Annotated in this window: 21 protein-coding genes; 13 read left to right on the forward strand and 8 right to left on the reverse strand. The window is 64.4% G+C overall.

The window, feature by feature from the left end:
- Positions 1 to 76: 76 nt before the first annotated feature.
- The 10 genes from nirK to F9K20_RS04735 all read left to right on the forward strand — a co-directional run bounded on the left by nirK (position 77) and on the right by F9K20_RS04735 (position 8,908).
- Positions 77 to 1,210: a copper-containing nitrite reductase gene (nirK, locus tag F9K20_RS04690; RefSeq protein WP_290997899.1), complete on the forward strand. Its 1,134-nt coding sequence runs from the start codon at positions 77 to 79 to the stop codon at positions 1,208 to 1,210.
- Between the two features lie 143 nt (positions 1,211 to 1,353).
- Entirely contained in the window at positions 1,354 to 2,238 is an 885-nt protein-coding gene (locus tag F9K20_RS04695; protein WP_290997902.1) for an SUMF1/EgtB/PvdO family nonheme iron enzyme, read from the forward strand.
- Between the two features lie 123 nt (positions 2,239 to 2,361).
- The gene (locus F9K20_RS04700) at positions 2,362 to 3,057 is read left to right on the forward strand and encodes a Crp/Fnr family transcriptional regulator (RefSeq protein ID WP_290997905.1); all 696 of its coding nucleotides are present in this window, start codon (positions 2,362 to 2,364) and stop codon (positions 3,055 to 3,057) included.
- Positions 3,058 to 3,174: 117 nt separating this feature from the next.
- Positions 3,175 to 3,627: a cytochrome c gene (locus F9K20_RS04705; RefSeq protein ID WP_290997908.1), complete on the forward strand. Its 453-nt coding sequence runs from the start codon at positions 3,175 to 3,177 to the stop codon at positions 3,625 to 3,627.
- A 24-nt stretch (positions 3,628 to 3,651) separates the two neighbouring features.
- Positions 3,652 to 5,028: a cbb3-type cytochrome c oxidase subunit I gene (locus F9K20_RS04710; protein WP_290997910.1), complete on the forward strand. Its 1,377-nt coding sequence runs from the start codon at positions 3,652 to 3,654 to the stop codon at positions 5,026 to 5,028.
- Between the two features lie 6 nt (positions 5,029 to 5,034).
- Entirely contained in the window at positions 5,035 to 5,841 is an 807-nt protein-coding gene (locus tag F9K20_RS04715; RefSeq protein WP_290997914.1) for a CbbQ/NirQ/NorQ/GpvN family protein, read from the forward strand.
- Between the two features lie 10 nt (positions 5,842 to 5,851).
- Positions 5,852 to 7,801, forward strand: coding sequence for a VWA domain-containing protein (locus tag F9K20_RS04720; protein ID WP_290997917.1), 1,950 nt, complete (start codon positions 5,852 to 5,854; stop codon positions 7,799 to 7,801).
- A gap of 8 nt (positions 7,802 to 7,809) precedes the next feature.
- Positions 7,810 to 8,376: a cytochrome c oxidase subunit 3 gene (locus tag F9K20_RS04725; RefSeq protein WP_290997920.1), complete on the forward strand. Its 567-nt coding sequence runs from the start codon at positions 7,810 to 7,812 to the stop codon at positions 8,374 to 8,376.
- Between the two features lie 4 nt (positions 8,377 to 8,380).
- Positions 8,381 to 8,650 (forward strand): cytochrome C oxidase subunit IV family protein, encoded by a 270-nt coding sequence (locus F9K20_RS04730; protein WP_290997923.1) that lies wholly within the window; start codon positions 8,381 to 8,383, stop codon positions 8,648 to 8,650.
- Between the two features lie 3 nt (positions 8,651 to 8,653).
- Positions 8,654 to 8,908: a hypothetical protein gene (locus F9K20_RS04735; protein WP_290997925.1), complete on the forward strand. Its 255-nt coding sequence runs from the start codon at positions 8,654 to 8,656 to the stop codon at positions 8,906 to 8,908.
- A gap of 106 nt (positions 8,909 to 9,014) precedes the next feature.
- On the opposite strand, the gene F9K20_RS04740 is transcribed toward F9K20_RS04735, so the two are convergent.
- The 4 genes from F9K20_RS04740 to F9K20_RS04755 form a co-directional block, all read right to left on the reverse strand.
- Complete coding sequence (locus tag F9K20_RS04740) at positions 9,015 to 10,472, reverse strand: lyase family protein (RefSeq protein ID WP_290997928.1); 1,458 nt, start codon at positions 10,470 to 10,472, stop codon at positions 9,015 to 9,017.
- Positions 10,473 to 10,552: 80 nt separating this feature from the next.
- A complete protein-coding gene (locus tag F9K20_RS04745) occupies positions 10,553 to 11,449 on the reverse strand; it encodes a hydrolase (RefSeq protein WP_290997931.1) in 897 nt (298 codons plus the stop codon).
- Between the two features lie 103 nt (positions 11,450 to 11,552).
- Positions 11,553 to 13,886, reverse strand: coding sequence for a hypothetical protein (locus tag F9K20_RS04750; RefSeq protein ID WP_290997935.1), 2,334 nt, complete (start codon positions 13,884 to 13,886; stop codon positions 11,553 to 11,555).
- A gap of 431 nt (positions 13,887 to 14,317) precedes the next feature.
- On the reverse strand, positions 14,318 to 15,256 hold the full coding sequence (locus F9K20_RS04755; RefSeq protein ID WP_290997938.1) for a LysR family transcriptional regulator: 939 nt from the start codon (positions 15,254 to 15,256) through the stop codon (positions 14,318 to 14,320).
- Positions 15,257 to 15,717: 461 nt separating this feature from the next.
- Between F9K20_RS04755 and F9K20_RS04760 the strand changes: the two genes are divergently transcribed.
- Positions 15,718 to 17,052 (forward strand): dicarboxylate/amino acid:cation symporter, encoded by a 1,335-nt coding sequence (locus F9K20_RS04760; RefSeq protein WP_290997942.1) that lies wholly within the window; start codon positions 15,718 to 15,720, stop codon positions 17,050 to 17,052.
- A gap of 56 nt (positions 17,053 to 17,108) precedes the next feature.
- On the opposite strand, the gene F9K20_RS04765 is transcribed toward F9K20_RS04760, so the two are convergent.
- From F9K20_RS04765 to F9K20_RS04775, 3 genes are all read right to left on the reverse strand, one after another.
- Positions 17,109 to 18,482, reverse strand: coding sequence for a DEAD/DEAH box helicase (locus tag F9K20_RS04765; RefSeq protein ID WP_290997945.1), 1,374 nt, complete (start codon positions 18,480 to 18,482; stop codon positions 17,109 to 17,111).
- A gap of 264 nt (positions 18,483 to 18,746) precedes the next feature.
- The gene (locus tag F9K20_RS04770) at positions 18,747 to 19,094 is read right to left on the reverse strand and encodes a hypothetical protein (protein ID WP_290997948.1); all 348 of its coding nucleotides are present in this window, start codon (positions 19,092 to 19,094) and stop codon (positions 18,747 to 18,749) included.
- A 168-nt stretch (positions 19,095 to 19,262) separates the two neighbouring features.
- Positions 19,263 to 19,721, reverse strand: coding sequence for a TerB family tellurite resistance protein (locus tag F9K20_RS04775; RefSeq protein WP_290997952.1), 459 nt, complete (start codon positions 19,719 to 19,721; stop codon positions 19,263 to 19,265).
- A 158-nt stretch (positions 19,722 to 19,879) separates the two neighbouring features.
- On the opposite strand from F9K20_RS04775, the gene F9K20_RS04780 reads away from it, so the two are divergent.
- Entirely contained in the window at positions 19,880 to 20,299 is a 420-nt protein-coding gene (locus F9K20_RS04780) for a hypothetical protein (protein ID WP_290997955.1), read from the forward strand.
- Positions 20,300 to 20,399: 100 nt separating this feature from the next.
- Positions 20,400 to 20,660: a hypothetical protein gene (locus tag F9K20_RS04785; RefSeq protein ID WP_290997958.1), complete on the forward strand. Its 261-nt coding sequence runs from the start codon at positions 20,400 to 20,402 to the stop codon at positions 20,658 to 20,660.
- A gap of 6 nt (positions 20,661 to 20,666) precedes the next feature.
- Here the strand turns inward: F9K20_RS04785 and F9K20_RS04790 are convergent, their stop codons facing one another.
- Complete coding sequence (locus tag F9K20_RS04790) at positions 20,667 to 21,767, reverse strand: cytochrome c peroxidase (protein WP_290997961.1); 1,101 nt, start codon at positions 21,765 to 21,767, stop codon at positions 20,667 to 20,669.
- Positions 21,768 to 21,840 lie beyond the last annotated feature (73 nt).

Genomic DNA, 21,840 nt, shown 5'->3' on the forward strand with positions numbered 1-21,840 from the left:
GTGCGCGGCCAGCCCTCCTATCATTCATAGACCAGGCGGCGCTCGCTCCGTCCTGTTGAAGACGGAGAGAAGGCCGATGCCTGAGCGGATCAATAAGATGACGCGCCGCGCCATTATTGCCGGCGCAGCCATTGCCGGGGCGTTGCTGCCCCTCGTCAGCGCGATGTCCTCGCATGCGCAAGAAGCGGGTACGAAGGTCAAGCCCGCCGACATCGCGTCGCTGCCGCGCGTAAAGGTCGAGTTGGTGAAACCGCCCTTCGTTCACGCCCACACGCAGAAAGCGGAGGGCGGACCGAAGATCGTCGAGTTTACCATGACGATCGAAGAAAAGAAGATCGTCATCGACGACAAGGGTACGGAAGTTCATGCCATGACCTTCAACGGCTCGGTCCCGGGCCCGCTGATGGTCGTGCATCAGGGTGACTACGTCGAGCTGACGCTGATCAACCCCGCCAGCAACACTATGCCGCACAATATCGACTTCCACTCGGCAACTGGTGCGCTGGGCGGCGCTGGGCTCACTCTCATTAACCCAGGCGAGAGGACGGTTCTGCGCTTCAAGGCGACCAAGGCCGGCGTCTTCGTCTACCACTGCGCACCTCCCGGCATGGTGCCGTGGCACGTCACGTCGGGCATGAATGGCGCCATCATGGTGTTGCCGCGGGAGGGACTGACAGACGGCAAAGGTAAGGATCTCCCCTACGATCGCGTCTACTACGTCGGCGAGCAGGACTTCTATGTTCCGCGTGATGAGAAGGGTAACTTCAAGAAATACGCCACTGCCGGTGAGGCCTATGAGGACACGGTAGAGGTCATGCGCAAGCTGACCCCGAGCCACGTCGTGTTCAACGGCGCGGTGGGCGCGCTCACGGGCGACCATGCGCTGAAGGCGGCCGTCGGCGAAAGGGTGCTGATCGTGCATTCGCAGGCCAACCGCGACACGCGTCCGCACCTCATCGGCGGCCACGGTGACTACGTGTGGCCGACGGGCAAGTTCCGCACCCCGCCGGATGTCGATCAGGAGACCTGGTTCATTCCGGGCGGCACCGCGGGGGCTGCCTACTACACCTTCGCGCAGCCCGGCATCTACGCCTACGTGAACCACAACCTCATCGAGGCGTTCGAGCTCGGGGCCGCGGCCCACTTCACGGTCACCGGCGACTGGAACGACGACTTGATGACGTCCGTGACGCCTCCCACAGGGAGTTGATCTCTCCCTGGCAAGGCGCGCCGTACGGGCAACCGAGCGGCGCGCCTTTCCGAGCGGCGCGCCTTTCCGTGGAACCCAGCCCTCACATTCGCCGGCGCCGATGCTGACCCCTGCACGTTCGGGAGACGCACAAGGAGGCCTTCATGGCCACGATTTCCTCCAGATCTGAGGCATGGTGGGCACTCATAGTTGCGCCGACGTTGCTTGCTCTCATCGCCGGTGTGCTTGCGCTCAAGGCGGCTTTCGTCGGCGGCGCGCCGGATGGCCTCGTTGCCGCGGCGCCGCAAACGATCATCGTAGCGCCGCGTACGTTCAGCTACCGAGCCCCCGGCGAATACACTCGCGACGGCTATGCCGTCGACGGACCGCTGCTGACCATCTCAGCGACGCACCCGCTCACGATCATGAAGTATCAGGTCTCCAAGGCCGACTATGCGCGCTGCGTCGAGGATGGCGCTTGCGCGGCCCCTGAGCCGGAGTTCTCCACGCCGGATGAGAACGATGTGCCGGCGACGGGCGTCAACTTCGAAGACGCGCAAGCCTATGCGGCATGGCTCAGCCGGGAGACCGGCGAGGTCTGGACGCTGCCGACGGACGAGCAGCTCGCGTTCGCCGCCGGCTCGCGCTTTCCGGACGACGCCTTGGGTACCGAGAGCTCCAATCCTGCCGACCGCTGGCTCGAGAGGTACCGCCGCGAGACGGCGCGCAGTGCGGCCCGCGATTCGGTGCCGAAACCGCTCGGGCATTTCGGCGAGAACGAGTTCGGCCTGGCCGACTTTGCGGGCAACGTCTGGGAATGGACCACGACCTGTTATCGCCGCACCGCTCCCGACAGTGTCGATCCGGTTGACACGTCCTCCTGCGGTATCCATTTCGTGTCAGGGCAGCATCGGGCAGCGATGGTCTTCTTCATCCGTAATCCAAAGGGCGGCGCCTGTGCGGTTGGCGCCCCACCCGACAACTTAGGATTCCGCCTCGTCAAGGACACGCGGTGGTATGCGCCGCTTCTCAGGGCCTTGCGAGGGTGAGTCCTGCTACCCTAGGGGGCCGGACTGCGACGCCAGGGCGCTCCGCGCGGCCGGTGCTCTTCTTTCTCGACTCTTCCCGCCATGGTAGGTTTTCAAGACCAATCGCGCTGAGGCCGCCTGGTCGTGAAAATAGACCCGACCGTCGTCAGGTCGCTCCCCTTATTCGAAAGGATGAGCGACGCCGACGTCGACACGTTCCTGAACCTTGCGTCGGCACGGCGCGTGCTTCAGGGTGAAACGGTATTCAAGCAGGGCCAGCACGCGGACAGCTTCTATCTGCTTGTTAGCGGACGGCTCAAGGTGACCCAGGTTACGGGAGATGGCCAGCAGGTCATCGTCCGGGTTGTGCATCCCGGCGAATTGTTCGGATTCGCCGTGGCACTGCAGCGCCCCGACTACCCCGGCACGGCAACGGCCGTGACGGATAGCGTCGCCCTCGCCTGGCCCAGCGAGCTTTGGGCGCAGTTCATCGAGCAGAACGGCACTATCGCCGTCAGCGCCATCCAGACGATGGGCCGGCAGCTCGAGGACGCCCATACGCGCATCCGGGAGATGTCGACGCAGGAGGTGGAGCGCCGCATCGCCCATGCCATTCTTCGCCTCTCCCTGCAGGCGGGCAGGAAGGAGGCGAGCGGGGTCCAGATCGCCTTTCCGATCTCCCGTCAGGACATCGCCGAGATGACGGGGACGACCCTGCACACGGTCTCGCGCATCCTCAGCTCCTGGGAGGCGCAGGGTCTCGTCGAGTGTGGGCGCCAGAAGGTCCTCGTCCGTGATTTCTCCGGCTTGTCGCTTCTTGCCGAGGGCGCGCGAGACTGAGGTCCGTGCGCCGCTTCGTCGCGTCTGCCGGCTGACGAGCACTTGTCTTTCGTCAAGGCGTCTGGGTGCTTCGCGCCACAGTTTCGCTCCGTTGCCCCTTGGCGGAGACAATCGAAAATGCGCGAAGTCATGACGAAAGCCATGGCCCGGAATATTTTCTACGGCGGGTCACTGTTCTTCATTCTGATTTTCGTCGGGCTCACGGCCCACAGCCACTACTACGTGGTCGCCAAGTCGACCGCGGGTGTGCCGCTGACGGACTCCGTCGCGCGCGGCAAGCGCGTGTGGGAGGCGAACGCCTGCATCAACTGCCACACCATCCATGGAGAGGGCGCCTATTTCGCCCCCGAGGTCGGAAACGTCATGACCCGCTGGGGCGTGGTCGATTCGCCCGAAGACGCCTTCCAGGCGCTCAAAGGCTGGCTGGAAGCCCAGCCCAGCGGAACTCCGGGACGGCGGCAGATGCCGCGCTTCCACCTGTCGGACGAGGACATTCGAGGCCTCTCAGATTTCCTCATCTGGGCGGACAAGACCAACACCCAGACCTGGCCCCCGAAGGATTCCGGCTGACGCGGACGCACGGAGAACAATGCCATGAAATACCAGACTCAGAAGATTGCCCTCGCCTACTTCGCCGCCGCGCTCGCCCTGTTCTTCGTGCAGGTCTCGGGCGGACTGCTGGCCGGCTGGATCTACATATCTCCGAACACGCTGTCGGACGTGCTGCCGTTCAACATCGTGCGGATGCTGCACACGAACGCGCTGATCGTATGGTTGCTGCTTGGCTTCTTCGGCGCTGCGTACTTCATCATACCCGAGGAGTCCGAGCACGAGATCTATTCACCGAAGATTGCCTACTTGCAGCTCGCGATCCTGCTGGTCGGCACGCTCGGCGCCGTCGTCACCTACGTATTCGACCTGTTCCACGGCAACATCCTGCTCGGCAAGGACGGCCGGGAGTTCCTGGAGCAGCCGCTGTGGGTGAAGATCGGCATCGTCGTCGCGGCGCTGATGTTCCTCTACAATATCTCGATGACCGTGCTCGCCGGCAAGAAGACGGCGATCACCAACGTGCTGCTCATCGGACTCTGGGGCCTTGCGCTCCTGTTCCTGTTCGCCTTCTACAACCCGCCCAACCTCAGCGTCGACAAGATGTACTGGTGGTACGTCGTCCATCTCTGGGTCGAGGGTGTGTGGGAGCTGATCATGGCCTCGCTCCTCGCCTATCTCATGCTGAAGCTTACGGGCGTGGATCGCGAGATCGTCGAGAAGTGGCTGTATGTCATCGTCGGCACGGCGCTTTTCTCGGGGATCCTCGGCACCGGTCACCACTACTATTGGATCGGGACGCCCGGCTACTGGCAGTGGATCGGCTCGATCTTCTCCTCGCTGGAGGTCGTTCCCTTCTTCCTCATGATGGCGTTCAGCTTCGTCATGGTCTGGAAGGGGCGGCGCGAGCATCCGAACAAGGCAGCGCTGCTGTGGTCGCTCGGCTGCACGACTCTCGCATTCTTCGGCGCCGGCGTGTGGGGCTTCCTGCATACGCTGCACGGCATCAACTTCTACACGCACGGCACGCAGATCACCGCCGCGCATGGGCATCTCGCCTTCTTCGGCGCCTACGTTTCGCTCAACCTCGCCATCTTCACCTATGCATTTCCGATGCTGAGGAACCGCGATCCGTACAATCAGGTGCTCATCATGGCGAGCTTCTGGCTGATGGCAGGCGGGATGGCGTTCATGACCTTCGTGCTCACCTTCGCGGGCACCATCCAGACGCATCTCCAGCGCGTCATGGGGCAGCCCTATATGGACGTGCAAGACCAGATCATGCTGTTCCACTACATGCGCTTCGGCGCGGGAGTGGCGGTGGTGCTCGGCGCTCTCCTCTTCATCTTCGCCACGCTGGTGCCGCGCCGCGAGATCATCGGGGCCGGCTCCCCGACGCCGCAACTGTCGCCGGCGGAGTAGACATCGATGCAAGCTGTTCAACGCGCGCAGGAGGGGGCCTCGGCCCCCTTCTATCTCCCCCAGGGCGACGAATGCACTGTCTTCGAGGCCGCATACCACCGGCAAATTCCGCTCCTGCTCAAGGGGCCGACGGGCTGCGGAAAGACCCGCTTCGTGGCGCACATGGCGGCAAACCTCGGCCGGCCGCTTTACACGGTCGCCTGCCATGACGACCTCTCGGCCGCCGATCTGATCGGACGGTTTCTGCTCAAGGGCGGCGAGACCGAGTGGGTCGACGGGCCGCTGACGCGCGCCGTGCGCGAGGGCGCGATCTGCTACCTCGACGAGGTCGTCGAGGCCCGCAAGGACGTGACCGTCGTCCTGCACCCGCTGACCGACGACCGCCGCATGCTGCCGATCGAACGCACCGGGGAGGTGCTGGAGGCGGACGGGCAATTCATGCTCGTTGCTTCCTACAATCCCGGCTACCAGAACATCTTAAAGACGCTGAAGCCATCCACCCGGCAGCGGTTTCTCGCCATCGACTTCGACTTCCCGGCACCGGAGCGGGAGATCGAGATCGTCGCGCGCGAGAGCGGGCTCGGCAAGGAGCGCGTCGCGCCGCTGGTGCGGCTCGCCGGCAAGCTGCGCGCCCTCAAGGGGCAGGATCTGGAGGAGGGCGTTTCGACACGCCTCATCGTCTATTGCGCCGGCCTGATCCAGGGCGGCATGCCGATCGACCGCGCGGTTCAGGTGGCGCTGATCGAGCCGCTGAGCGACGAGGGAGACATCAAGCAGGGGCTGCGCGATCTCGTCTCGACGATCTACGGGTGAGCTGAGTCGGATGCCGGCGGTCGAGTTCGAGCCCTGGGAGCCGGAGGAGAGCGTCGGGAAGCTGTGGCATTCCCTTATCGACGCGCTCGATGCTCCGAGCCTGTTCGAGGATGCGGCAGCAACGCTCGAGGGGACGCGCGGACGCCTCGGCGTTCTCTTTCGCGGGCTCGGCGGAGCGCGTGACGTTGAGATCAAGGTAGCGACGGCCGAGGCCTCTACGCACCGACTGTCGTGGCGGCGTGCGCTCGGCCGCAGTGCCGAGCGCCTCGCGGCGCCGAGCTTCGACGGCGAGACGCTGCGTCTGCCGGAGCGCATCGCGGCGTTTTCCGAGCGCGAGGCGAACATCGCCCTCTACCTCTGGCTCGCGGCTACCGCCGTCTTCGCGCGCCGTCCGCAGACCGAGCGCGATCCGCTGAGGGCCGACATCCGCATGCTGCAGGCGGCGCAGATGATGACGCGCGATACCCTCGCCGAATGTCCGGGCCTGCGCCGGACGTATGCGGCGCTCGCCCTTGAGACGCGGGAGCGGCGACCCGAACGGCGCCTGCCCTGTGCCGAGGCCGCCGTCGAGGCGACCATCCTTCACCTGCTCGGCGCCCCGCCGCCGAAGGACGATCTGGCGGCGGCGCTTTCGGCGGCGGTTCGCGGCCAGGCGGCCGATCTTTCGGCGTTCTCGGCGCCGCGTGGCTACCGCCCGTTCCTGCCCGTGCTGCTGTGGCCGGACCTGCGCGCCCTCTCCGAGAGGGGCAGGACCGTATGCGAGGAGGCGCCGCACGAGGCGGCGTCGACACCTGCGAATGCCGAACCGGGCACGTTCAGGGCGTCGCGCAAGCCCTCCGACCAGGCGGCGCGCAGGGACAGTCTCATTCTCCACAAGTTCGAGGCCATCCTCTCCTGGGCGGAGCTCCTCAACATAAATCGCCGGGTCGATGACGACGACGAGGACAACGCCAGGAAGGCCGCCGACGACCAGGATGAAATCGGTCTCGCGCAAGTGCCGCAACGCGCGCGCACGCGCCTCAGGCTGCACCTCGATCTGTCGCCGGAAGAGGTCGAGTTCGAACGGCTCGCGGGGCGTCACGTCTATCCCGAGTGGGATCATCGCACGCGTGCTTACCTGCCGGATTATTGCCGGGTTCTGGCCGGCAAGGCCGAGCCAGCGACGGAAATTTTGGAGACGCCCGACAGTGCGCGCACGCGGCGCCGGATACGCAGCGTGCGCCGCCAGTTCGAGTCGTTGCGGCCGAAACGCGTCCAGCTCACGAGGCAGATCGAAGGGCACGATATCGACATTGCGGCCGCGATCGAGGCGCGCGTCGACCTTGCAACGACAGGCGAGCATTCCGACCGCGTATATATCGCGAGCCGCAGTCAGGAGCGCGACCTTGCCGTCTCCATCCTGCTCGACGCTTCCCGCTCCACGGAGACCTATGTGGCGGGACGGCAAGTTATCGACATCGCGCGCGAAGCGCTGATCGCGCTCGCCTGGGGGCTCGACGCCTGCGGCGACGACACGGCCATCGACGCGTTCTCGTCGCGGCGCCGCGACCGCGTATTCGTCCAGACCTGCAAGGGCTTCGATGAGCCCATGGGCTCCGCTGTCGAGGCGCGCATCGCGGGTCTCCGGCCGGGGCACTACACGCGGCTCGGCGCCGCGCTCCGCCATGTCTCGAGCAAGCTTGCCGAGCGCCCGCGCCAGCGCCGCCTGCTGCTCGTGCTTACGGACGGCAAGCCCAACGACATTGACCATTACGAGGGGCGCTACGGCATCGAGGACACGCACATGGCGGTGCGTGAGGCGCGGCGTCGCGGGCAATCGGTCTTCGGCGTCACTATCGACAGCAAATCGCAAGCGACCTTCAGTCGAATCTTTGGCAAGGGCGGTTACGTCGTCATTCCGGATCCTGAGAGGCTGACCACGGCGCTTCCGCATCTCTATCGCCACCTGGTCCACGGATGAGCAGCACCGTGCACACGCGATCTGCGGCGGATGGCTCCGACGTTCTGTCGGAGCTGCCCGGCGAGCTTATGATGTGGGTGCTGATCACGAGCGAGCTCCTAGTGTTCGGCGCGGCACTGCTGGCCTGCCTCAGCGTACGCATCGCAGATCCGGGAAGATTTGCGGCGGACCAGGCTTTGCTCGATCAGGGCGCGGGTGCCATCAATACCATCGTGCTCGTGACGAGCGGGCTCTGCGCTGCTGTCGCAGTCCGCGCCAGAGAGGCCGAGCGGCGCAAGGCCGCGCGCCTCTGGCTGCTCGCCGCCGGCAGCCTCGGGGTGGTGTTTCTGATCGTGAAGGCGTTCGAGTATGCCAGCAAGGCGTCGCTCGGCATCGACATCGAGACGAGCCCATTCTTCACCTTCTACTACCTGATAACCGGCTTTCACGCGCTGCACGTGGTGGCAGGACTCATCGTGCTCGGGCTCGTCGCCTGGGCAGACAGCGTGCGCAACATGGAAGCCGCCGCCGCGTTCTGGCACCTCGTTGATCTCGTCTGGGTGCTGCTGTTTCCCATCATCTACGTCTTGAGGTGAGCTGATGCCGGCCCGCGACCTCCTCGAAGCCTGGGTAGCGCTCCTCGCCCTGAGCCTCGGGACCGTGCTGCTCGCGACCGCCGACGTCTCGGGACGCGGTGCGACGTTCGCAGCAATTGGAGTCCTAAGTCTGGCCGGTCTCAAGGCGCGCGTGATCCTGACGCGCTACCTTGGACTCGCGGGCTCTCGGTTCTGGACGCGTGCCTTCGACCTGACAATCGGGCTCTTTCTGGTCCTCAGCTTTGCGCTCTATTCGTTCGGCTCAGGAGGCTGATGCATGCCGAAGAGCGGAAGCATTGTAGCCGGGCGCCCCGCGAAGCACGCGGTGCGGTTGGGGCTGCTGTTGTTCTGCTTTGCGTTGATGGGGCCGGCGTTCGCCATCAACTCGGCCTTCATTGCCATCACCATTCCGGCCATGGCGCCCTACGGAATATACGGTCTCGTGGTCGCGGGGCTCGTAGGATCGGTGTTCGGGATTTTCCCAGCCCTGTGGCTTGCCCGCCGGTTCCACGAGGGCCTCAAGGACGAGTGATTAGACACCGAAGAAGCTAGCGGCTTGCGGGGCCACAGCAATCTGCAGCCGGTTAGGCACCCACCCCTTCCGCCACTTTGTCTCGCCGATGTTGCCCTCATCCGGACTACCGGCCGGCTCGACGTTCGCTCACGGGATCGGTTCGACGCAGCGCCTCGGCGTGGCCAATCACGGCGTTGACGGAATCGCGCGCCAGTCCGAGATAGCCTTCCGCCTGCAGAAGCCTGTCGATCTCCGTCGGCGAAAGCAGCTTGGAAACAGTCGGATCGCTGAGCAAGGCGGGGCGGAACTCGACGTTCATCTCCATCGCCCGATAGATGATGCCGTGCACCAGCTTGTCGGCCTGCTCCTTCCCCATGGCGGGCGATAGTGCAAATGCCACCCGCTGCGCCATGATGAATCCCTTCGTCCTGTGGAGGTTTTTGCGCATTGCGGGGCGATTGACCTCGAGCTGCTCGAGGAGGGCCCTCGCGACCATGAGGTTGGCTTCCGATTTGACGGAGATCTCCTCGAGGACTGCATTGGGTCCGGACGTGTTGTCCCGCTCGAAGAAGTTCACGACATCATCGAGAATGACCTCCGCCAAGCGCGGAATGGTGCGCGCCGCCTGGATGAGCGTCTCCGACTTGTTTGGGTTCACCTTCTGCGCCATCGAGCTGCTGCTTATGGAATTGCGATCGCGCGGCTCGTCGGCCTCGCCGATATCGGTGGTCTGCAGCAGAAAGATCTCCTGTCCGACTGCGCCGAAGGACTTGGCGATCAGCGCCAGCGTCAAGGCGTAGTTGGCGTAGACGTCGCGCGAGCCATGCCAGTCGTCAGGGTACGGCGGCCGCAGTCCCAGCTCCTTGGCGAACGATTTTTCGATCGCCATCGCCTCTTGACCCAGGCCGGCGTAGGTGCCGACCGCGCCCTTCAGGATGGCTGACTGTTCCAATTCGCCGAGCACGCGCTTGAGGCGCTCTATGTTCCTGCGGTTTTCCGCCAGCCAAGTGCTGACCTTCTTTGCAAACGTGATCGGCAGGGCATGCTGGCCCAGCGTGCGGCCGGGCATGATGGCGTCCTGATTGGAGCGCGCCGTGTTGATCAGAATGCTTTCGATCTCGCGCAGGTGTCCGATGAGGATGAGCGCAGAGCGGCGCAATTGCAGGGTGAGCGCGGTGTCGTATATATCCACCGTGGTGGCGCCGTAGTGAACGTATTGGCGGGCACTGGCATCCAGCGATTCCCTCCACACGTTGATGAGCGCCACCATGCGATGGTGAACGATCTTCCGTTCGGCAGCGATCTTGTCGCGCGAAGCGAAGCGGACGTTCGCCTTGCGGGAGATCTCGTCCGCGGCAGAGCGCGGGATGGCGCCGTGGGTTGCCTGCGCGCGCGCCAGGGCGGCCTCGATGTCGAGCACGTATTGGTTGGTTTGATCGGGGTCGAAGACGGCCTCGACGGAACCGCCGCGGCCATCCAGCTCGAGGTCATCGGAGAGCGAGGGATCGCTGGCCACCGCCGCTACGGCGGCCGCCGCGAGCGACAGAGCGAGCAGCAAGGATCGCAACAGCGTAGCGCTCATCGGCTTGCCCGAGCCATGGCCGGCCCCAATCGGAGTTTCGATCGAGCTCTTCTCGTCCTCGCCGCCGCCGCGCGGCGCGATCAGCTGTCCGGCAGCGCGCGTCCGGCTAAAATGGCAGCACCGGCAGGCGCCATCCTGGCGGCCTCATGGCCGACGCCGCGCACCTCGTCGAGCTGCCAGTTGAACGCTGCCCCCATGCGCTCGGCAACCCGCCTCGACCGATCGAAATAGAAGCGCCCGCGTTCATAACGCGTTTTACCCTGTGCGAGGGCATCGGGTTCGTTGCGCAGGCCGGCATAGTTGACGTCGGCGGTGCCCAGCAACAGCGTATAGTTGCAGCCAAAGGCGCTACGCAAAGTCGCCTCGCTGATCGGAGCACCGCGCAGACCGAAGGGATATTTGTATTCGTTGTCGGGCAGCATGTACCAGCCGGGGTTCGCCGACACCGCGCGGTCGATCATCCGGCAGCCCGAATGCAGGACATATCGCTGGATGAACTGCGATCCTGCACCGTGCCCGAACATGCTGAACCGGCGGCGCGAGCTGCCGAGGCTGCTCGCAGCCATGCGGAAAGCCTGCTCGACAACGTAGAAGCTGGTCTCGGTCCAGCGCTTGGGCTGCAGGCGCTGGCTGCGCACGTTCCCGAGGTTGTACGTCCATGGGCCCGGCCACTTCTCCGCCGTGAACTCAGGCACGAGCAGAATTGCGCCGTAGCGTTCAGCGAGCGGCCGCCAGGTGTCGTAATAGTCGAACGCCAGGTGGCGATGGGCTTCGCGTCGCAGGCCCGGCATTACGACCCAGATGGGACTGTTGCGCGTCGCTGACGAGGGACGGTACGTGTAAATCGTCACTGGCCCGCGCGGCACATCGACGACCTCGAATGAACCATCCCCCAGCGGCATGCGTTCGCCGCGGCTGGCGTCGAACGCCCTTTCCGTGGCATGGGATGCGGCCGCTCCGCATAGGAGCGCGGCCAAGAGAAGAACCGTGCGAAGCCTTATCGCGCTGAACATGCGCCGCTCTCCAAGGTATCGGTCAATGGGCATTCTGTTACGCATCTGTCCTCCGGCAGGATCCTGATCAGAACCTGATGCGCGTGCCGGCGTAGCCGAACACGAGATCGGTGAGAGGTACCGGGCTGGTTGGCGTCGGGACGTTGCTACGCAGCTGAACTCCCTCAGTTTCGAAGCTGTAGACGCGGAAGCCCGCATAGACATCCATGCCGGCCGCCGTGATGTCCTGCGAGACGGCGGCGCCGACCATGGTGAGGGTGCTGTCCGTGACCTCGCGCAAGCCAGCCTCGCGCAGCCCCGTGATGGCGTCATCGACGCGGGCGAACTCACCGTAGACCGATGTGTCGCCCATCGACCAGTACCCGCGCCGCATGCCGGCCGCCGTATAGAGATAGTCGATCGGCGGGCGGTTGCTGCCGGGCGGCGTTACGAGCCCCACGGTGTTCTCGCCGAATACCGCCTGCGGGGTGGCAGCGTCGAAACCGTTGAACATCCGGTGGACATAGGCGACCGTTCCGAACAGTCCGCTCGGAATATGCAGAAGGCTCGCCGACCCTTTGTACTCCTCCCGGTCGCGGCTGCTATTGGCGCGGCCGCCTTCGTCAGTGTCGTGCAGATATCCGGCGCCGAAGCGGAACTTCCAGTCGTTGTAGTTGATGCCGTACTCGAGGGCAGCATCCCAGAAATCATCCTCGCCCCAGGCCACGGACGCGTCGAAGTTCCCCCACTGGCTGGATATGCGCGGCGCATCGTAGCGAATGTTGTTGCGCCGCAGGGTGTCGACGCTCGCCCCGGCCGAAAAGTCATTCAAGGTCGTTGTAAATGCTCCTGAGTTGACGAGCGCATCGTCGCCCTGCTCGTAGAAACCGGCGCGGCGAACCAGGAAGCTGCCGCCGATCGTGGCGATGTTGGCGGCGCCCGCCATGATGCCCCCGACATCCTTGTGGATGATGTTGTCGGTCGCCGTCGAAGTGTAACCGACGGTCATCGTGCCGAGCTGGTTGTTCCGCACCCACCATGCCGAGTGGCGCGTCTCGATCTGCTCTTCGCCGTGCGCGGTGAATTGATCGACGTCGTTGGCCGCCGTGTCGTCGAGGCCGACGGAGAGTATGTAGCCGGCACTCCAGCCGCGCGCGATTTTGACCGCTCCCCTGAACTCGAAACGGCTTCTGGCCGCCGTGTTGTCGACGACGTAGACATCCTGGTCCTCTCCGTCGTCCCATGCCAGGAACATGCGGTTGATAGAGCCGGAAATTTCCAGCGAGACCTTACGATTGCCCTTCAGCGCCGCGCTGTCTTTGAGGTCGCCAATCCGATCCTCGACGTCGGCTTCCGAGGCGTATGCTGCCTCGTCCGTGCGGGCCAGCAGGCCGCCGCTCGCGGCTGATGGAGCATCGAGCTGGAAGGTCAGTCCGAGCGAGCCGCCGTAGAAGAAGACGTCATCGTTGGCCCGCACGTCGTGGTCGCCATTGAGATCAGTGACCGTCCTATAGTGCGGCAACGCCGTGCTCACATTGTTGAGCCACATGAACGTTCCGGCGGCGGTGAGGAATACGCTATCGGAAAGCTTGAGCTCGATGCGCGGATTGAACTCCACCGCCTGTGCAAAGACATTGTCGCTGTCGTTCCTCTCGAAGCTTCTGAGGTCCGGGCGGTTCTCGGAAAGAAAGGTTCGGTTGCGATCGACGTAGTTGTTGTAAAGGCCGGCCTTGATGCTGCCTCCGACCCGCAGGCCGTCGCTCAAGTCGAACATGTGCTGCAGACCAAGCTGCAGACCGACCAGCCGATTGTCGGTTCCGATGGTTACGTGATCGCGCGCCGTGCTCGATCCACCAGGCACATCGTTTGGCGTGTCGATCGTCGTGGTGCTGAAGGTCTCACCGAAGAAGATGCCGCGCGCGCCGACGAGAAGGCCGGGGATACCGAACGGCCGTATCGCGTTGACCTCGGCGCCGTACAGCGCGGTCTCATGGTGCGCGACCAATCCATAGATATCATCCGAGTTGACCGAGCTGACGTCGGCTCCGGGAGCGTTGTCATAGATCATATCGGTATCGGCGGGGTTGGCATTCCCTTGGCCGAGGTCGAATTTCGTCCGCTCGATACCGATCGGATTGATGTAGAAGGCCGACAGCTCGATGGCCTGATCGAAGATCGAGCCCTGCAGAGTGCCCCGAATACCAGGCGCGAAGTCATCACCCTCGAGTTCGGAGGAATCGAACTTCACGAAGGTCGTCGGGCCCCCGTCGCCCAGCGTCGTTAGCGGGAAATTGCCGATCTTGTCGCGTGCGAGCACCAGCCCCTCGATCGTGAACGGCGCGCCCTTGGCAGCGCGCGGCTCGTACTTTGCCGCTATCGAGGCAGGATCCCCGTCGACCGCATCGCCGTCATCGCCGACCACAGTGTTATCACTGGCGACCGTATCGCTCTCTTTGACGTCGCCTCCATCTGCGCGTGCCGCTGATAGCCAAAGCGACAGAGCGACGACGGAGGCGGCTATCAGGACGGCTGAGCGACACAGGATGCAACTGACACCGCACTCGAGCGCCGAACGCCAATTCGGTACGCAACCGAACGCACCCCACATTTACTCACTCCCTACGCAACGCACTTTTTTCACGACGCGCTTCGAACACACCGCATCGCGTTTGATCGGGAGTGTGCGGTGAAGCTCTCGCAGACGGGATACGAATTAGCGAAAGAGTCGTTCAGGATTATGCATTCGTCGCCAGAAGCGACAAATATTTCAGCGTGTTATGAGACACCGCAAAGACGGGAGCTGCCGCGCGAATTTTTCCGCGTGTGACTGCGGCATCACAGATGGCATTAACCTTACGCGTCGGGGAGCAGCTCGACTGCGGCGGCGTTTTCGGCGCTTTGCTTTCTAAACTCCGCCAGCGCTTCCAGCACGCAGTCGATCAGGACCGTGGCGTTTCCGGATGGCTTCTGATCGCTGTGATGCACGTAGCCGAAGGCAATCCAGCGCTCGGGCTCTAGCGGGCGGAAGGTCACGCCACTGAGGTCTAGACCGCGCGAGCTCACGCGATCGAAGACGGCGATGCCGGCACCGTCGATAGCCAGTTGGCACGCCATCAATGACGAGCGGGTCTCGACGGCATAGTGGCCGGTCTCGCCGTTCGAGCGCATGAAGTCGTTCATCTGCTGACGCCACAGCTGGTCCTCCCACAGGCCGAGCAGATTCTCTCCGGAAAGATCAGCCGCCGTGACGCGCGTGCGCGCGGCCAAGGGATGATCCTTGGGCATCACCGCTTCCAGGCGCACGCGGAACAGCGGTTGATTCTTGAGCTCGACCAAGGCGTGAGTGACCGGTAGCGAGGCTATGGCGAGATCGAAGCGGCGTAGACCGACGAGGTTGTCGATATCGAAACGCGACAGTACATCCACCGAGCAGCGCAGGTCGGGGTTGGCGCGCCGCAGCCGAGCGATGGCTGGCGACATAAGACCTTGAGCGATGCGCGGCGTCGTAATCACCTTGAGCTGCTTGCCGCTCGTGTTGATTTCCTTGGCGATGCGCGGAATCTCTCTCAATCCAGTCAATATGTGCCGCGTCGCGACATAGAATGCGGCGCCCTTGTCGGTCACGCGCAGCGTGCGGCCCGACCGGTTGAAGAGCAGAAGCTTGAGCTCTTCCTCGAGCAGTGCGATGAGGCGGCTGACGGCGGGTTGGCTAAGGCCCAGGCTCTTTGAGGCCGCCGTAAGCGAGCCGCCCTCGACGATGAGTTGGAATGCGCGTAGCGCTTTGAGGTTCATTCTATTGCTCGTGCGGTGTGTTCATCGGCCGCCGCATTCGGATGTCTCATCTCATGGATTTCAGCGACATCGCTACGCTGCGGTAGCGTTAACGACTCTACTATCGCCGGCAAGGTCTTCGCTCCCCACGATTGCAGGCAAACGGGCGCGGACCGCGGATGTGGTTCGAAGATGCGATGAACAGGACGACGCATCGATCGGTCAAGAGCGGCGCTGCTACGGATAACATGAAACAACGCACTGCAATGCTGAACTCACGCAGGATGTGCCGTCTGCTCGCGTTAGCGCAAACGCGAAACGCGATGACTCATCCAAGTTGCGAAACAGATCAAAACCTTCTCTGAAGAGTGGGCGCGGCGATCGCAATAAATCGCACCCGCCCGCTCAAAGAGACTCCGCTCTCGGCCAAGAACTGACTTATGCTTTTGCGAAAAGCCGAAGCTTCGGGGGAGTTCGAAACGATGTTGGTCGCGGCGCCGCTGGACAATGAGTTGCCCAGCGCATCAACCAAGAGGCGGTTCTATTCCCACCTCTATGTGCAGGTGCTGACTGCCATCGTGATCGGCATTCTGCTCGGCCACTACTATCCGTCGCTAGCCGTGCAGATGAAGCCGCTGGGTGACGCCTTCATCAAGCTGATCAAGATGATCATCGCGCCGATCATCTTCTGCACGGTCGTGCATGGCATCGCATCGATGTCCAATTTGAAGGCCGTCGGGAGCGCGGGCATCAAAGCCCTTGTTTATTTCGAGATCGTGACGACGCTTGCCCTCGTCATCGGCCTCGGCGTTTCGAATATTCTTCGTCCCGGCGACGGCATGAACGTCGATCCGAGCCAGATCGATGCAGCCGCGGTCGCCAGCTACGTCACCAAGGCGCACGGAGAAAACAGCATCGAGTTCCTGCTCAACATCATTCCTACGACCGCCATCAGCGCCTTCGTCGACGGCAACATTCTGCAGATCCTGCTGTTCGCGCTCCTCTTCGCTTTCGGCCTGCAGGCGATGGGCCAACGCGGAAAGATGATGCTCGACATGATCGATCAAGCATCGCACGCGCTCTTCGGCGTGGTCGGCATTATCATGAAGGCAGCACCGATCGGGGCCTTCGGCGCCATGGCATTCACGATCGGAAAATACGGCCTGTCGACGCTTGGCTCGCTCGCAACCCTGATGGGGGCGTTCTATCTGACGTGTATCGTCTTCGTGCTCTTCGTCCTCGGCCCCATAGCCTGGTGCGCCGGCTTCAGCATTTTCAAGTTCATCCGCTACATCAAGGACGAGCTGCTCGTCGTGCTCGCGACGTCGTCGTCGGAATCCGTGCTGCCGCGCATGATCGCGCGCATGAAGCGGCTGGGTTGCGATGAATCCATCGTCGGGCTGGTCATCCCAACGGGCTATGCATTCAACCTGGACGGCACCTGCATCTACCTGACGATGGCGACGCTGTTTCTGGCACAAGCGACGAATGTCGATTTGTCGTTGGCGCAGCAGCTCGGAATCCTCGGGGTTCTCCTCTTGACCTCGAAGGGCGCGGCGGGCGTGACAGGATCAGGCTTCATCGTGCTCGCGGCAACGCTCTCCTCCACCGGCACCATAGACGTCAATGCGATGGCCATCATACTCGGCATCGACCGCTTCATGTCCGAGGCGCGCGCCTTGACGAACCTGGTCGGCAATGGCGTTGCCACGGTCGTTGTCGCCAAGATGGAGGGAGCGCTCGATAAGGAGCGCATGCGTGCCGAGCTCGGTCGACATGCAAGCTTGGATCAGAGCCAGCCGCAGCAAACTGAGTGAACGGGCGGGCGAAGAAGCGACCACGCCGCCCGTGCATCAGGCCTGTGTGTGCCGCGTCAGCGCACCGACGCGGCGCCACCGGAACGCTGACGCTTGCCGCCGCGCGCCTCTGCGCCCCGCTGGGGGCGGAACTTGCCTGAGCCGCTCCCACTGCCGCCCGATCCGGGACGGCGCCCACCACCATGCTTGTGGGCGCCGTTGCCGTGACCACCCGGCTTGTGACCGCTCGGCGCATGACGATGGCCGCGCTCGGAGCCGCCTCCGCCGACGCTGGCGAGAGTTGTATCACCCGTGCGGTCGGAAGCCGGGATCGACTGCCGGGTCACCCGCTCGATGTCGCGCAGGAAGGCACGCTCCTCGCCCGAGCACAGCGAGATGGCGATACCCTCGGCACCGGCGCGCGCGGTGCGACCGATGCGGTGCACGTAGCTTTCGGGAATGTTCGGCAGCTCGAAGTTGACGACATGCGTCACCTCGTCGATGTCGATACCGCGCGCGGCGATGTCGGTCGCCACGAGACCGCGGATGCGGCCGTTGCGGAACTGGGCAAGCGCCGCCTCGCGCTGACGCTGGCTCTTGTTGCCGTGGATCGCCGCCACCATGATGCCGGCCGTTTCCAGGTGGCGTGCCACCTTGTCGGCGCCGCGCTTGGTGCGCGTGAACACGAGCGTGCGCTTCATCGCCGGATCGGCGAACAGCTCCACCAGCAGCGAATGCTTCTTCTGCGGCTCGACGTGGATGACGCTCTGGCGCACGCGGTCGGCGGTCTTGGCGACCGGAGTTACCTGCACGCGCAAGGGATCGCGCAGCATCTCGGCGGCCAGCGCCCCGATCTCGCGCGGCATCGTGGCTGAGAAGAACAGGCTCTGGCGGCGCTGCGACAGCTTCGACAGGATCTTACGGATGGGTGCGATGAAGCCCATATCGAGCATCTGGTCGGCTTCGTCGAGCACCAGGATCTCGGTACCGGACAGGTTGACGCTGCGCTGATCGAGATGATCGATCAGGCGTCCGGGGGTGGCGACGAGAATGTCGACGCCGCGGGTCATGGCGTTGACCTGCGGGCGGAACGGCACGCCACCGAACATCACGGCGACGGTGAGGCCGGTGTGCCGGCCGTAGGTGCGGAAGCTCTCGGCGATCTGCGAGGCAAGCTCGCGCGTCGGCGACAGAATGAGGGCGCGCGCGCCGCCCCGCAGCGCTGCCCGGCGGTCGGCGGCGAGGCGGTGCAGGATGGGCAGCGCGAAGGCTGCCGTCTTGCCGGTGCCCGTCTGCGCGATGCCCATGAGGTCGCGCCCGGCCATGACGCCGGGAATGGACTGCGCCTGGATGGGGGTTGGCGTTGCGTAGCCCTCGGCGTCGAGTGCCTTGAGCAGCGCAGTGTTCAACCCGAGCTGGCCAAAAGTGGTCGTGGAAGTGGTGGTGGTCAAAATCATATCTTTCATGTGCGGGCCAACGCGCGCCGACACGGCGCAGCACAGGCTGGCCGGACGCGAGCGAACGCGGCGGTACTCGAGAGAGCCCCGCGTGGCCTGGGCTTTCGTATGGAAGGGAAGATCAGAGGCGCTCAACAGGAGGACGATAAGAGCGTCCGTTCACGCGGCTGGAGCGCCGATGGCCGCCCGAGATTGCCTCGGACGATGCACGCCATATGGCATGCTGCCGTGCCGAATGCAAGGCGCGACTCGCCGCGCCTACTTGCATGCGATCCCTGTGACCTTCTGCAGGCCCCACCAAGCGTCCATGCGCTCGTAAACCTTGCCGGTCGCGGTGATCTGCTGACCCACCTTGCACTTGCCGAGCGCTGGCTTCGGCACGCCGGTGAGGAAGGTGAGGCAGTGATCGAACGCCGAATTATCGAGAGTAACCCACACGGCTTTGGGGTCGTCTTCCTCCGGCTCGATCATGTCGATCTTCGCCGTCATGGTCATTTTCTCGCCGAGCATGCTCTGCAGCTCGCGGTACTTGCACTCCCTGGCCGAGAGCGGGCTCGATGCCGATGCCGCGAGCAAGACGGTGAGCAACAGAAGCCTCAGGGGCACGGATCCCTCCCTGACAAGTTCGCCGGCCCGGGAACTGCGCGGACGACGACTCCCGGCAGCGCTGTTCCGGTGGGTGGGAATTTATCTCATCCGGCGATGACGCAAACCGCACCCGGCCGCGACCTACACGATTTTTCTGTGAACGAATCGGCGGCGGCGGCTTATCCCCTAGTCCGGCGACTTCGCTTCCGAAAGGGCCCGCTGACGCGCGAGGCCCCGTTCGCGATCCGGCACGTGGATGAGACCGGCGATCTGACGTATCAGCATGTCCTCGTGCGGATCGAGCACCCCATCGGCGTAGGCGACCCGCCACAGCATTTCGATGATCTCGGCGCGCTCCTCGCAGCTCAGCTCGCGGGTGATCCTGCTCGTGAAGGGAAAGTATTGCGCCGAATACTCGACCTTGCGGTGCGCCCCGGCCACCAGCGTCTGCACGTCCTCGTGCGACAGGCTGAACCTCTTGGCCAGCAGGCGCTCGATCATCGTCCGCTCCGCGTCGGCGAACGTGCTGTCCATGCGCGCCGCCTCGATCAACAGCGCCGCCACGGCGAGGTCGAGGCCGTCCTGCACGGCGTGAAGCTGCGGGACCTCGCGGCCGGTCAAGACATTCAGCAGTCGATCGAGCATCAGGGTTCCTAGATCAGACCCGGGATGGCGTTGGAGGCGCGCCTCGTACATGTAGGGGGAACGCCCGCGCATGGCTAGACAGCTGCGCTGAAGCGCCATTGCGCTCAGGCACCTGGCAGGGCTCTAATGGAGGCAGCCAAGAAGAAGCGAGGAAGAATATGCGCTCGCCCATCGCCAAGAGTGCTGCGGCTCTCTATCTCGGCACCGCTGTTTTCGCCACCGTCGTGGCCAGTCCATGGCACCCCGTCTCCACCGCGCCCGGCGAATCCGAACCGCTGACGGCGAAGGATGCCGGCGCGCATTATGGCGAGGCGGCGGGTGCCGTGCTCGTTTGCAGCGGCCTTAGGATAACGCCGGCGGTCGCCGAGCTGCGGGCGCGCTATCAGGGCGCCGACCTTGCCGAGTTCGACGCCCAGGCGGCCAAGATTCTCGGGGCTTGGCGCGACACGCTCACCTGCCAGCACGCCGACAGCCCCAGCGACTGCAAGCTGTCGCAGCAGTTGAGCTGCCGGCAGGCGCTGCAGGACATTGGACCGAGCGGAACCAAAGTGCGCGGGCTGGTCGAGCCGATAGAGTAGGGCTGCGACCCTCGCCGCCCAGACGATCTCTCGGCGAACCGATCCTCGAGCATGCGCGTTATCGTTTGACGATGAACCTCGTCCTGCGAGGCATAAAGCTATGCTCAAGCTCGTGTTCGTCTCCCTCGTTGCGCTGTCCGGCAGTGCCGCGCTGGCGCAAGACGTACCGCACGACTTCAGGCAGGACACCCCGCCGGTTCCCGGGCAGATCGTCGAGGCGCCACGCGACAAGCTGCGCCTCGCCCCGCTTCCGCTACGCGACGTGCGCGCCGAGGCGCTCGCCCTGCCGTCGAATGGACCCAAGGGGCTCGTGCGGGAGTCGCGCAACGAGGGGAACTACTCCCCGCCGGTCGATCGCTGAAAGCAGCTATAGGGTGCGCAGGAAAGCGACGAGCGCCGCACGCTCAGCCGGCATCAGCGTGAACGGCTGCAGCAACGATGACTTCCTGCGCGCGGCTTCAAAAAGCGCCGGCCGCTGTGCGTCCTTTCGGTCGTCGCGCACTCTTCCCCCGCCACCCTCGTAGAAGCGCACGACGCCCGGCAGGGTGGGGAAAACGCCATTGTGCATATAGGGCTGCGTTTCGGACAGGTGGCGCAGCGAGGGCGTGCGAAAGCGGCCCGCATCCTCTGGCTTGCCGGTCACTCCATAGCGGCCCAGGTCCTCGAGCGCGCGGCCGAAGTAGCTGAGACCGATGTTGTGGGCGCCGCCGTCGCTGAAGAGCGGGCCGTTGTGACAGTTGGCGCACCCGGCCTTGGTGCGAAAGAGGTGCAGGCCCCAAACCTCCTCGTCGGTGAGGGCCTTCCGATCGCCGGCGGCGAAGCGGTCGAAGCGCGTTGCGCGTTCCAGCGTGCGCTCAAAGGCGGCGAGCGCAGCTGTGATGTCTTGCAGCTCGATCGTATCGCGACCGGTGAGCGCGGCGAACCGCTGACGATAGTTCTCGATGGCGTTGATGCGGTCGGCAACACCCGTCAGCTCGCCATTGGCCATCTCGCGGCCGTCGGTCAGCGGGCCCAGCGCCTGTTGCTCGAGGGTCGGCGCGCGTCCATCCCAGAACAACGCGGATTGATAACCGGCGGTGAACAGCGAGGGTGCGTTGCGCTTGCCTTCGGCGCGGCCGTGGCCGAACGAAACCGGCAGGCCGTCGCCCCAGCCGAGGCGGCGGTTGTGGCAGCTCTGGCAAGCGAAATGGCCGGAGGCCGAGAGGCGCGGATCGTTGAACAACTCGCCGCCGAGGCGCGCGCGGTCGAGGTCGTTGCCCTGTGGCCGAGGATGCAATCGCAGCGGCGCCATCTCGGTGAACTTGGCGCCCGGCCGCAGGCGCGGCCGCGCCCAGGTGGCGGGCGCGCCGGTGTAGAGCTTGCGCAGCTCAGCCAGCTCGCCCGGGCTCGGAACCTCCGAAAGCGGTCGACGGTTCGCACCGACGAACGACGCCAAAGTGAAAACGCCGACAATCAGGGCAAGCGTCACCACAGGCCTGCTGCGTCGGCTTGCTAGGCCCCCGAGCTTGAACCAAGCCGCGCGTAGTCTCGCTGCGCTCACG

The sequence above is a fragment of the Hyphomicrobium sp. genome (assembly GCF_009026145.1).
In the GTDB taxonomy this organism is placed as follows: domain Bacteria; phylum Pseudomonadota; class Alphaproteobacteria; order Rhizobiales; family Hyphomicrobiaceae; genus Hyphomicrobium_A.

Coding starts and splice junctions, on each gene's coding strand:
- nirK (WP_290997899.1), top strand. CDS start 77: ATGCCTGAGCGGATCAATAAGATGACGCGCCGCGCCATTATTGCCGGC.
- F9K20_RS04695 (WP_290997902.1), top strand. CDS start 1,354: ATGGCCACGATTTCCTCCAGATCTGAGGCATGGTGGGCACTCATAGTT.
- F9K20_RS04705 (WP_290997908.1), top strand. CDS start 3,175: ATGCGCGAAGTCATGACGAAAGCCATGGCCCGGAATATTTTCTACGGC.
- F9K20_RS04710 (WP_290997910.1), top strand. CDS start 3,652: ATGAAATACCAGACTCAGAAGATTGCCCTCGCCTACTTCGCCGCCGCG.
- F9K20_RS04715 (WP_290997914.1), top strand. CDS start 5,035: ATGCAAGCTGTTCAACGCGCGCAGGAGGGGGCCTCGGCCCCCTTCTAT.
- F9K20_RS04720 (WP_290997917.1), top strand. CDS start 5,852: ATGCCGGCGGTCGAGTTCGAGCCCTGGGAGCCGGAGGAGAGCGTCGGG.
- F9K20_RS04730 (WP_290997923.1), top strand. CDS start 8,381: ATGCCGGCCCGCGACCTCCTCGAAGCCTGGGTAGCGCTCCTCGCCCTG.
- F9K20_RS04735 (WP_290997925.1), top strand. CDS start 8,654: ATGCCGAAGAGCGGAAGCATTGTAGCCGGGCGCCCCGCGAAGCACGCG.
- F9K20_RS04740 (WP_290997928.1), bottom strand. CDS start 10,472: ATGAGCGCTACGCTGTTGCGATCCTTGCTGCTCGCTCTGTCGCTCGCG.
- F9K20_RS04755 (WP_290997938.1), bottom strand. CDS start 15,256: ATGAACCTCAAAGCGCTACGCGCATTCCAACTCATCGTCGAGGGCGGC.
- F9K20_RS04760 (WP_290997942.1), top strand. CDS start 15,718: ATGTTGGTCGCGGCGCCGCTGGACAATGAGTTGCCCAGCGCATCAACC.
- F9K20_RS04775 (WP_290997952.1), bottom strand. CDS start 19,721: ATGCTCGATCGACTGCTGAATGTCTTGACCGGCCGCGAGGTCCCGCAG.
- F9K20_RS04780 (WP_290997955.1), top strand. CDS start 19,880: ATGCGCTCGCCCATCGCCAAGAGTGCTGCGGCTCTCTATCTCGGCACC.
- F9K20_RS04785 (WP_290997958.1), top strand. CDS start 20,400: ATGCTCAAGCTCGTGTTCGTCTCCCTCGTTGCGCTGTCCGGCAGTGCC.